Annotated in this window: 9 protein-coding genes and 1 tRNA gene; 4 read left to right on the top strand and 6 right to left on the bottom strand. The window is 32.4% G+C overall.

Translation table 11 applies throughout. The annotated features are described in order from the left end of the window. Positions 1-3: 3 nt before the first annotated feature. Positions 4-2,286: a TonB-dependent receptor domain-containing protein gene (locus QBK95_RS01255; protein WP_280929706.1), complete on the bottom strand. Its 2,283-nt coding sequence runs from the start codon at positions 2,284-2,286 to the stop codon at positions 4-6. A 107-nt stretch (positions 2,287-2,393) separates the two neighbouring features. On the opposite strand from QBK95_RS01255, the gene QBK95_RS01250 reads away from it, so the two are divergent. Together QBK95_RS01250 and QBK95_RS01245 are read left to right on the top strand one after the other, a co-directional pair. Further along, positions 2,394-2,936: a hypothetical protein gene (locus QBK95_RS01250; RefSeq protein WP_280929704.1), complete on the top strand. Its 543-nt coding sequence runs from the start codon at positions 2,394-2,396 to the stop codon at positions 2,934-2,936. A 180-nt stretch (positions 2,937-3,116) separates the two neighbouring features. After that, positions 3,117-3,191, top strand: a tRNA-Pro gene (locus QBK95_RS01245). A gap of 235 nt (positions 3,192-3,426) precedes the next feature. Here the strand turns inward: QBK95_RS01245 and QBK95_RS01240 are convergent. From QBK95_RS01240 to QBK95_RS01225, 4 genes are all read right to left on the bottom strand, one after another. After that, a complete protein-coding gene (locus QBK95_RS01240) occupies positions 3,427-3,708 on the bottom strand; it encodes an MDR/zinc-dependent alcohol dehydrogenase-like family protein (protein ID WP_280929702.1) in 282 nt (93 codons plus the stop codon). A gap of 93 nt (positions 3,709-3,801) precedes the next feature. After that, positions 3,802-5,652 carry a serine hydrolase gene (locus QBK95_RS01235; RefSeq protein WP_280929700.1) on the bottom strand — a complete coding sequence of 617 codons (1,851 nt, stop codon included), beginning with the start codon at positions 5,650-5,652 and terminating at the stop codon, positions 3,802-3,804. Positions 5,653-5,674: 22 nt separating this feature from the next. Further along, complete coding sequence (locus QBK95_RS01230; protein ID WP_280929698.1) at positions 5,675-5,797, bottom strand: hypothetical protein; 123 nt, start codon at positions 5,795-5,797, stop codon at positions 5,675-5,677. 476 nt (positions 5,798-6,273) lie between these two features. Continuing rightward, entirely contained in the window at positions 6,274-7,161 is an 888-nt protein-coding gene (locus QBK95_RS01225) for a TolB family protein (RefSeq protein WP_280929695.1), read from the bottom strand. Between the two features lie 132 nt (positions 7,162-7,293). Here QBK95_RS01225 and QBK95_RS01220 point away from each other — a divergent pair, with 132 nt between their 5' ends. Both QBK95_RS01220 and QBK95_RS01215 read left to right on the top strand, forming a co-directional pair. After that, positions 7,294-8,982 (top strand): histidine kinase, encoded by a 1,689-nt coding sequence (locus QBK95_RS01220; protein WP_280929693.1) that lies wholly within the window; start codon positions 7,294-7,296, stop codon positions 8,980-8,982. Positions 8,983-8,986: 4 nt separating this feature from the next. Beyond that, on the top strand, positions 8,987-9,685 hold the full coding sequence (locus tag QBK95_RS01215) for a LytR/AlgR family response regulator transcription factor (protein WP_280929692.1): 699 nt from the start codon (positions 8,987-8,989) through the stop codon (positions 9,683-9,685). Between the two features lie 392 nt (positions 9,686-10,077). Here QBK95_RS01215 and QBK95_RS01210 read toward each other — a convergent pair whose 3' ends face one another. Further along, positions 10,078-11,676 carry a serine hydrolase domain-containing protein gene (locus QBK95_RS01210; protein ID WP_280931060.1) on the bottom strand — a complete coding sequence of 533 codons (1,599 nt, stop codon included), beginning with the start codon at positions 11,674-11,676 and terminating at the stop codon, positions 10,078-10,080. Positions 11,677-11,694: the final 18 nt, after the last annotated feature.

The raw sequence follows: 11,694 nt of genomic DNA, 5'->3' as shown, positions 1-11,694 counted from the left end.
TATTTATAGTCTATATTTTATGTTAATGCCTCCATATGTGTTAAAAGGAAGGCCTGGATAAAAATATCTGGGTGCATTGCCTCCAAAACCTCTTGCATTAATTTGAAGTTGCGATGCATAGGTTGTGTCTAAAATGTTATTAGCTCCAAAAAACAGATCATAATGGATATGTTTACCTATGGTATTGATGTATCCTATTTTGCCGTGTAATAATTCATAATGCTCGCTAAATACAGTATTTGCATCATTGGCAGGAATTTCTCCAACAGTTTGAAAATTAAGATTTCCATAGAATCCTTTTTTAGTCACAAGATCTATTCCAATGTTAATGATTTGAGAAGGAACTCCAGTAAGGTTATTACCCGAAAAGTCATCATCTAAATCTATAAATTCATCGAATTTATAATCGTGGATAGATGTATTGACAAAGCAGGATAATTGGGATTGTCCTATTTTAAACATGTTGTAATTTAAAGAAGCTTCTATGCCATTGTGTACTGTTTTTCCAGCATTGATAGCAAAGAAATTATCCGCCGCGGTTCTTCGTGTTACCAATAGGTCTTTTACTCGTAATGAATATATAGAAAGAGATCCATATAGTTTTTTATTTAAAAAATTAAAACGGGTTCCTAGCTCGTAGTTCCAGCCAATTTCTGGTTTTATATCTGGATTGAACTCTCCATCAGGTAATAAGGTTTCAGCAGTAGTTGGAGTAGAAAATCCATGCGCTGCGTTTCCGAATAGAATAAAATTAGTGTTCAAAATATAGTTCATACCCAATTTTGGAGAAAGAATTGGATCAAAATCGTATGCTCCTGAACTATCATCACCATCGATTAAAAAATTGTCATCAATATCAAAAAATGTTTGATTGAGATGTATTCCAAAATTGAACCGCAGTTGATCACTTAATTTTAAATTAGTTTCTACAAACAGATTGTAATAATTTCTTTGTTCCTTTAGATCCGAAAGTTGATCGCCTAATACACTGCCAGTTCCCACAGGAAAGTCCTGATACAGGTTCTCGAAAGTTTTTCCATTGTAAAAATCAAAAAAGAGCTCTCCTCCAGCAGTCCATTGCCATTCTTTTTGAAACAAAACAGAATTACCAATAACTCTGCTTCTGAGGCCTATTGCGTTTGATTTTTCTTCTAAAATATTGAAAGGTCTTGGTTCATTATTATTTCTAAATGAAGTAAATATGCTAGTATGTTGAGTAAAAGCGTCATTGTAATTATGTTTCCAGGTTAATCCAAAAATTCCATAATCCACATCTTCTAATCCTTGTGATCTTCCCCAGGTGAATGCTGCTTGCCTTGGAGAATTATCAAAATCTTCTTGGTCTAAGGAACTAGGAATTCCTGCTTTTAGATTAACATAACTGGCAATTATTGATACATTGTTTTTTTTGGCGTTATATAATGTAGAGGTAGCTGTTACCGTATTTCGATTATAGGTGTTATTGTCTCTATAGCCATCTGCATGGGTATTACTATAAACTATCATAAGGTTTGATTTCCTACCAGCAGTGGCAACCTTAGCAATGGTTCTTTGTAAACCATAACTACCTATAGAAGTTAATAGTGATGCTTGTGATGTGTTATATTCAATAAATTCTGGCTTTAATAAAATAGTGCCTCCTAATCCAACACCATAACTACTGGATGAAGGTCCTTTATGTATATTAATTCTTGCTATTGAACCAAGTTCCAAATCTTCAATAGAGGATTCTCCATTACCATCAGTTATTGGAATGTCTCCAAAATATGCTCTAATACCAGCTGTACCAAACAAATTTCTGGCACCAATCCCTCTAATAGTAATTCTATTGGTATTTAGTGTTCCGTGTTGCATAAAAACTCCTGGAACTTTGTTCAATACAGGATGTAATTCAATGGTGTTGCCACGATTAATATCGTTGTCACTGATAATAGCAACTGCATTTGTAGCTAATTTATGTTGTGATGGAATAGATAAACTATTTATTAAAACTTCTTGTAGCTGATTGATGTTTGTAGCAAGATGTATACTGATAAAAAGGTTTTCTGTAATGGTAACTTGTTTTGTAGTGTATCCAGGAAAAGAAACTTTTATTGTTCCATTAGAAGTTATATTAAAATTACCATTATTGTTGGATATTGCCGTAGTACCATTTTCTGTGTCAAGTATCACCGCATTTTTTATAGGAATTAAGGTGGTTTTATCAATAATAACTCCTGAAACGTTGTATTGAGCACTGACTATATAATTCAGAAAAAAGAAAAGAAATAATGCTATTTTTTTCAAAAGTAGATTTTTGCTCAAATATCGGAAACTTATTAAGTATGGATTCTTAAAAATAACTTATAATTGCATCAAGATCAAAAAACAAAATCAACTAAGTACGTTATAAAATGTTTAGAACAATTTTATTCCTTTTTCTTACTGTCTTAAGTACAACTTCCTTTGCTCAAAGAATTAAAATCGATAAGAAAAAATTAGACTTTTTAAAAAATGAAACTAAAATAGCTGTACGGTTAACTTTTCCAGAAGACCTTATAGTTTACAGTCTTCACCCAGAAAAGGAGTTTATTGAGAATATGAAGAAAAAGTACGGAAAGATAGATAAAAGCAAAGGTGAAAAATGGTTTAAAACCTACGAAATCGCGAAAAAGGAAACTTGGCGAGATGCTTTTATACAAGGAGTAAGCAAAAAATTAAATAGATATAGTGATTTGAAGTTTGTTTCTGCCGAAGAGGAAACAAATTATATATTAATTATTGAAGCGGATTGGATATACACTGGATATGGTGGAAGCGCAAGTATTGGAAGAGAAGAAGGCAAGCTTGAAGCAACATTGAGATTTGTAAAAACTTCTCAGCCAGATGCTTATCTGTATTCAACTCAAACACCAAAGGTAATAGGCAATTATGCATATGGAGAATTTGGGATATAGAACGAATACGAGAATGTTATAATAAATTAGGGTATTTATTAGAGCTTCAGTTAAAAAGAATATTGAAGTAAATAAAATAGAGAAAAATATATTTAGATAAAACTAAATAGTTTTTAAAATTCTTTGGGATTTAACAAAAGAGTTTACCTATATTTGCACCCGCAAAAAGGGTAACCTTATCGGGGTGTAGCGTAGCCCGGTTATCGCGCCGCGTTTGGGACGCGGAGGTCGCAGGTTCGAATCCTGCCACCCCGACAAAATTAATACCAAAGAAAACTAAAACCCTGTAAATCATACGATTTACAGGGTTTTATGATTTTTAAACTATTATTAAGAATTGAATTAATATGATTTAATTCGGTTCACGTTCGAATCATTGAAAAAAATGTGAACCGAATGAGTACTAAAAGCATCTAAACTTTTTTGTTCGGATAATAAATCTATGAGAGCTCCTATTCTGTCATATTTTAGTTTATTAGGAAGCCCCCATTTATTTTTTATACCCAGTTACTTGCTTACCTACGGCTTCAGTAATTCTGGAAAAATTATTTCCTAAAATTTGCTTTTTTGGTTTATTGAATCCCAATAATAACCTTGCAATAAATTTAAACCCTTTTGGTGTTCTTAATGCCCTTAACCTACTATCTGCTGATGTGACAGATGTAGCAACCAGCTTTATTAAGATTTCTTTGTCTTTTATAGTTGGCTTATCTATTTCTTTGATTTTAAGCACGTCTGGTGGACCGTATGTGGTATATACTACTGCTTTCATAAATTTTGTTGTATTGAACTTCTGTCTAAACAAATATTTTATACACTTGTTTATTAGAGAAATGAAAAATGTCTATTTCTTTTAAGATGGATTTCATTCGCCTTTTTGTAATTCATTAAGTTTATGCCTCGCACGATTATTTTGAGGATTTAATTCAAGTGATTTAGCGTAATTTTTAATTGCTAAATGAATTTTTCCTGCTTTCTCGCAAGCTTCTGCATAACTATCATACACTCTGAAACCATCTGGATAGAGCGCCATATTAACTTTGAACGTATTTAGTGATAATTCCATTCTATTCGCATGAAAAAAATCATATCCTATGTCATTTAAATAATCTTCAGTAATTGTCAAGTACGTTGAGTCTTGTTCTTTTTTAATTCTATATGCATTCAATGCTTTGTCAAAATCACCTTCAAGAAGGAATTCTATGGGTTCTTTTTTATCAGTATCCATTTTAGTAAAAGTTGCAGCTATGCTAGCATCGTTACGATTAATATAGCGTAAATTGAGTGTTTCATTTTCAGAATTTGGTTTGAATTGCATAAGTCTCCTTGAATTTCTTCTAACAAAACTACTGTCTGAAACTTTGATGAGTTCCTCAGCTTCTATGTCAAGTATGTTTTTATAGAGCAGTTGGTTGTCCTTTTGAAAAACTTCAACAATCCTACCATTGGAGATATATCTACCAGTAATTTTATCGAGTAAAGACTGTTCAATTTCCATTTTTTCATGTATTGGAATAAACTTATCCCACTCATAAGCCATGGCAACAGCGCGAATCACTTCGTTATTAAATTCTGGAAAAGTAGAATTAGTCATCACAACCACACCATAACCTTTATCTCTATGAGCCATTATTTCGGCATAGAATCCTGTATTCCATCCGTGATGCCTTAAGTAGATTTCATTGTTTCTATTAAAAAGCTGAAACCCTAAACCTAATGTAAATGACCATCCAGAATTATTACTCACCCCATATGGTGTGCCCATTAATGTTGTCAGATTTTTTGATAATCCTTTAGTGCTCTTACCTTTTAGTGTTTGCTGTACGTTGGCTATAAATTTTGCATAGTCCTCAGCAGTTGTCCATAATCCAGTTGAAGCCAATACAGGATCAATCTTTCTTCCTCCTTTTACCTTAGAACCATCTTTTAGATAACCTGTTGCTACCTTAGCTAATTGCTCCGTAGTAAGTGATAAGTTAAACGTACTGTTGTTCATTTCTAAGGGCTGCAACACGAGTTCATTCATAATCTCTGGAAATGTTCTCCCTCCAACATCTAGCATCATTTGCTGAACAGGCACATAGCTAGCATATGCAAAACTAACACTTTCACTAGGCTCTTTGTTTATATTAATTGACTCATTTTTAGCTGGATAAACCCCATTTAAAATCTCTAAAAGTGTTGGGATTTTTTCATCTATACTATATGATCCCGTTCCATACGGATGTATTCCAGCAGAATGATTTAAAAGATTTTTTATAGTAACTTTCTTTTCCTTAGTAAATTCATTTTCTGGTACTTTCCAGGATTTTAAATAACTGTTAACATTTTCATCTAAGTCTAATTTATTTTCTTCTACAAGGCGTAATGCACCATAGGCTGTTACAGGCATACTAGTTGCCGCTGCTTGGAAAAGGGTTTGTTTTGTTACAAGAGTGTTACTTTCTTTATCCGTTACACCATAGCCTTTTGCCCAAGCAACTTTACCATTATGTATTACAGCAATACTTGCACCCGGAATGCCATAGTGCTCCATCCGTTCTTCGATAGACCATGTAGAGTCTCCCTCTATATGCACTCGAGTTGTGAGACCAGTTTCTACTTGTTTTACTAAATCTATTGCAGTATCAGTAGTTGATTTTTCCGTACATGATTGAAAAAAAATGAGGATTATAAGAACTGAGATTACGGATTTTACATTTGATATTTTTTGCATTGAACTCTTCTTTTAATATATTTTACTGACTTTCTTTACTTTTTTGTAATTCCTTTAGCTTGTCCTTGGCATTTTGATTACCAGGATTTAATTGAAGTGACTTTGTGTAGTTTGAAATTGCCAAATCTGTTTCTCCTGCTTTCATACAGTTTTCAGAATTTGGTTTGAATTGCATCAATCGGGTAGAATTTCTTCTAGCAAAACTACTGTCTGAAATCTTGATTAGTTCCTCAACATCTAAGTCAAGTATATTTTTTTACATTGTTGCCAAACGTGAGTATAATTATTATCCGATTTATTTGTTTCACAATTTATCAACTCTTAGAGCCTGTTTAGTTAGCTATTTTTAACCATGCGACATGTGTCTCATATTCTATAATTTTCTTTGTCGAAGAACCATCTTTGTTCATCATCTAGATGTTCGGTTTTCCATTTACTTTACTCATAAATATCCGTTTAGAACCGCCCAAGATCCCATGATGGATACCAGTATTCAACAGCGTTATGATTCCCGTTTTTAATTAGAACCATCAATAGATTTCATATTTTCCGTCCATATAAACATAAAAACGATTTACATGCCATTAGGTGAAACTGCAGGGCTTCATTATTTAGCCCTAGCTAACGCAGAAATGTCGCTTTTCTACCATGAGAGAGGATCTTTTTTACTGAAGAACCATCGTTATTCATAATATAAATATGTGATTTTTTATCCTTGTTGGTTGATGAAAAAATTATTTTAGAACCATCAGGGGACCAGGATGGGTGCCAATTACCAACATTATTAAATGTTAATCGTTTTTGATTAGAACCATCAATATTCATCACATAAATTTCAAAATTTCCATCTCTATTAGACATAAAAACGATTTTCTTACCATCAGCAGAAACCTCAGGATGCCATTCTTCAGCTTCATTATATGTCAAATGGATAATATTGGTGCCATCAATATCTGCTATACTTATCTCACCTTTTTTATCTTTGTATTCTGAAGTAAATACTATTCTTCCATCTGGAGTAAAATAAGGGTTACTGCCTTTCAGTGATTTTATTTGAGTCCTTTCGCTACCGTCTTGATTCATAATCCAAATTTCTGCCTGCCAAACGTCTTCCGAATCTTTATATTCTCTTGCAAAAGCAATTTTTTTTCCATCGGGAGTCCATTCAGGTGCGCTATCCCATTTGTTTTTTGCATGAGTTAATCGTTTGCTATTCGTACCATCACTGTTCATTGTATGAATAGACCAAGTCTTACCGTTATCATGATATACTCGAAAAGCAAATGTTTTTCCATCAGGAGACAACGCCAAGTAATCACCCTTCGTATTCATACTTCTAATATTTGATTTACCTTCTTTATCGATTGAATAAATTTTTGCTACTCCCTTTGAAGTATAGGCAATTGTATGGGACGATGATTTAGATGTGTCATTTTCCTTATTTTCTTGAGCAAAGACAGTGTTTAGCGATAGTATGCTTGTTAATAATAGTATGGATATATTTTTCATTAGACGTTATTATTTATGGTTCTGTATTCTACAAAGAATACTTTTTTATTTCATCAATCAAATCTTAATTATGTCAACTGCTCTAAGAGGATGGTTTTAATGATTATATTGCATCGGTAACCCTCTTTGAAAATGAATTTGAGATATTTACGATATTTTCTTTTAGTATGTACTATATTCCTTGTAACTTCTTGTTCACAAGAACCCGATATTTTTAAGAAATACAAGACCGTATTTAAGATAGGCGATCAACCAGAATGGGCTACAAAAAACTGGGAAGATAAGAGCTGGAAAAAAAGAATGAGATTAGTTCCAGATGGTCAAATTTTCTGGTCTAGAACAAAAATTGATATTTATAAGACATCAGAAGTTTTACAACCCTATGGTCTTCGATTAGAAGTCTATGGCGAGTATGAAGTATTTTGGGATGGGGTATTGATTGGCAAAAACGGAAACCCTGGACAAGAAGCAAATCTTCCGCCAGAAGGTAAGCTATGGGCTACTTTTAGCATCCCAACGCACCTAACCAACCAAGGAGAGCATGTATTGGCATTGCGATTAAGCAATTATTATTTTCCAGATCACATAGGGATTAATGATTTAAAAATAGACGATTACGATAATTTATTAACCGACCGACTTATCCAAAACTCTTATATGCATGTTTTTGCAGGAGCTTTTTTAATTGCCGCTATCTATTTCCTTTTTCTATTCTTAGGTAATAAAAAAGATTATCAAAGGCTTATTTTTAGTATCAGTTGTTTTCTTTTCTTTGGCTTAACCATGACCCATTTTGTTAGAACAACTATACCTATACATTATAGTTTGCATGTTATACGCTTAGAAGTTATAACCAGCCTAATGCTAGGTATTTCGTTTTTAATTCCGTTCTATTTTTCCATGCAGTTTCCGTACCCAAAAAGGAGACTCTTATTAGGTATTTATGCCATAGTCCTTTTGTTTCTATTCTCATTTAAACATCAAGCATTTACTAATACAATCTTAAATATGGCAGTTAGCTCATTGGTATTTTCCTTAGGTATAGCAGTTTTTGGAGCATATAGGAAAGTAAAAGGTGCTTTTTTAGTGCTACTTACATTACTCCTTTGTGTATTTATTCGTTATTCTGTTTCATTTAACATTAGTCTTTTTATAGGTTTTAGCCTAATTCTGCTTAACATGTTGTACTTACTCTCGCACAGGATTAAAGAACAACGATTGGCTTATGAAAATTCTTTAGTAGAATCTACGCACCTGCGTTTGGAATTATTAAAAAAGAATATTCAACCTCATTTTCTAATGAACACTTTAACTTCATTAATAGATTGGGTAGAAGAATCACCTAAAGAAGGTGTTTTATTTATAGAGGCATTAGCCAAAGAATTTGATCTATTTAATCAAATAGAAAATAAAACATTGATACCCATTACTCAAGAAATAGCGCTTTGTCGTACCCATCTTGAGATTATGAAATACCGAAAAGAAATTAACTATTCTTTACAAGAAGAAGGCATAGATACCGAGCAAAAAATACCTCCTGGAATTTTTCACACTTTATTGGAAAACGGGATTACGCATAGCTTACCTTTGGAAGATAATTGTATTAAGTTTAAGCTTATTTTTGAATCAAATAATGAGTACAAGTCTTATACTTTTTTAACGTTTGCTACAAGGGTAAAACAAGAAGCTAATCTAAAAAAAGAAGGCACGGGATTAAAGTATATCAAGGCTCGACTTACGGAGAGTTATCATGAGCAATGGGAATTTACCTCAGAACCAGTAAATCATGGTTGGAAAAATATCATAAAAATATATTTTTAAAGAAATGAATATTTTAATTGTTGAAGATGAATCAAGAATCGCCAAAAGAATTGAACGAATGACTCGTGCTATTTTGGGAGATACCTTACAGTCAATTAAGCATAGTAACACGCTCCAAGAAGCAGTGAAGTTTATTGAGAATAACGCATTAGACCTTGTTCTTTTAGACTTAAACCTTAATGGCAGTAGTGGTTTTGACTTGTTGACTACGGCGGTTTCTGAATCATTTCATACAATTGTTATCTCTGCCTATAAAGAACAGGCAATTACAGCTTTTGAATATGGAGTGCTGGATTTTGTGCCCAAACCATTTAATAGTGATAGGTTGGAACAGGCTTTACTTCGAATTAGTACAAAAGAAAAAATAGCAACGAGTGCTATTAAATATTTAGCAATAAAAAAACGACACAAAGTACAGCTCACACCAATTGAAGATGTGGTTTATATAAAAGGGGCTGGAGCTTATACAGAGCTCTTTCTGGCAAATGGAAAAAAAGAGTTGCATGATAAATCACTTGAAAAACTAGAACAGTTGTTATCGCCTTATTTTGAACGAATACACAAATCATATTTGGTGAAGATGTCTGAAATAACGAAAATTAGTGTAGCATCAGGGAGCAAATATATGGCTGAACTCAAAAATGAAGAGCAAATCCCTGTCGGAAGAACCAAGTATAAAGATATGAAAGCGAAGTGGTATTAAGATACCCTAGATGGTAACTCTAAGTGGATTCTCGTTATAAGGTTATTGTTTTCGCAAAATTAGAAATTATAACAAAATTATAAAATGGTTAATTCCTTCTACGTCGTCGTGTAAAAAAGCCTTCCGTTAACTTTCATAAAAGAATTTTTTTTTAAGAAAATATGTTTTAATGGTAATGCCTTAAATGAAAATAAAAAAATTAAATTTTATTAATTATATTTTCGCACATATTGTATATTTTCCCACCTGTAAAAAGTTAAATAATAACAAAAGTTCTTATCAAATAAGTTACCTATTCGGTTACCAAGTAAATCCAATGATATGTAACTTTTTGCTTCGAGATCAAAACTAAACATACTGGCTAAGGTTTTTAATAATGAAATGATGTCTGTTTAGTTTAGTTCTATTTTTTCAAACCATAAATTTCGTATCGCATTGTTTCTTACATAAAATCCATTTATCTTTTGATTTTTATCTTTTGTGAATTCGACACTTCTTAAGTACCATTGATCTCCAGAAAATAACATAGATGTAATAGATGTAAAGTGTATACTTTCATTTTTAGCATTGCTTAAAGTAAGTTTGTTATTGTCTTCTTTAATGTTGTATATGATATTATACGCTTTGTTAATGTAGATTCCACTAAATAGTTTGATAAGGTCTTGTTTCTCATATACTTTTTGAGTGTATTTTTTAAATTCAATAGGTTCTGCTCCTAAATACTGAAACTCCATGATACCTGATTCTTCCTCGGGGAATTCAATATAAATTTTATCATCAAATTGAACTTTCATTTGAAATTTGTTATTTGATAATGGTATTAAAGGATTTATATTTCCATTGGTTCTTACATAACGTAAGGTGTCATTGATGACTTTAATTTCTCTACTCAATTCTCCCAATTGATCCCAGTAATGACCCTCATGTTTTTGAAGCTGTTTCTTTGATAATATTTTAGTTTTTACTTGGTTAAAATCTGTGGTTTCAGGCTCTGGAAAATGTGCTTCCATGATGTTATGTGCTGATATTACTCCTAGATACCCATTGTATCCATCTCCATTGTTGCTCAGCGCAATAGCAGTATAATTTTGAGGAGGGAATTTAAAAATAGAACTATCATGTCCACCGCTACTACCAAGAATGTATGTAGAAAACATTCCTCTTTCTTTATGACCATATAATTGTCCTAGAGTAAGTTCTCCTGAACTAGTGTTATTGGTTCTTCCGTTGTCTAATTGTATAATCGCATTCATCTGTTGCACAATTTTTTGATTATCTCCAGAAGCATTATTTATATGACGCTCCCATAATATTAGATCATCTATACATGAGTACATGTTATTAATTCCTAATACAGTATTCCCTGAATTGTTGAAAACAATATTATCATCTTCTGATCTATAAGAACGTGCTACATTTTGATACATAGTACTTTCATTAGTTTTGATGAATGTGTTCTTCATACCTAAAGGTTTAAAAACATCTTCTTCCATATATGCTTTAAAGGACTTACCGCTAACATTAGCAATTAATTCGGCTATTAATGCGAAATTGGTATCAGTTTCTGAATAATCTGTACCTGGTGTATACGTTAGATCTTTTTGTGATGCTACTAATCTTAAAAGATCTTTTTGAGAAAAAAACTCAGTATAATCCCAACCACAAATAGTTTTAAGAACTTGGTAATCATATATTCCGCTAGAACCATATAATAGATTCTTTACAGTAATTACCTGATTAATATTTTGGAGTTCTTTTATGTGTTTTCGAGCATCATCGTTTAGTGAGAGTTTGCCTGCTACTATTAATTTTAAAAGCCCGTATGCGGTATAATGAGCTGAACTTTGCCCTAAGTTAAACCTGGTTTGGGATGTGATTGGTGTTTTATTTTCGATATCAGAGAATCCATAGTTTTTTTTAGAAATTACTTTGCCATCTTTTATGATAGCAAATGATACTCCTGGACTGTCTGGACCTTTCCAAGGATTAATAAACTATCTATTGTTGTT

The organism is Aquimarina mycalae (genome assembly GCF_029906345.1).
GTDB lineage: Bacteria > Bacteroidota > Bacteroidia > Flavobacteriales > Flavobacteriaceae > Aquimarina.
Note: the sequence above shows the minus strand (reverse complement) of the source record. Positions and strands in the feature narration are given on the sequence as shown.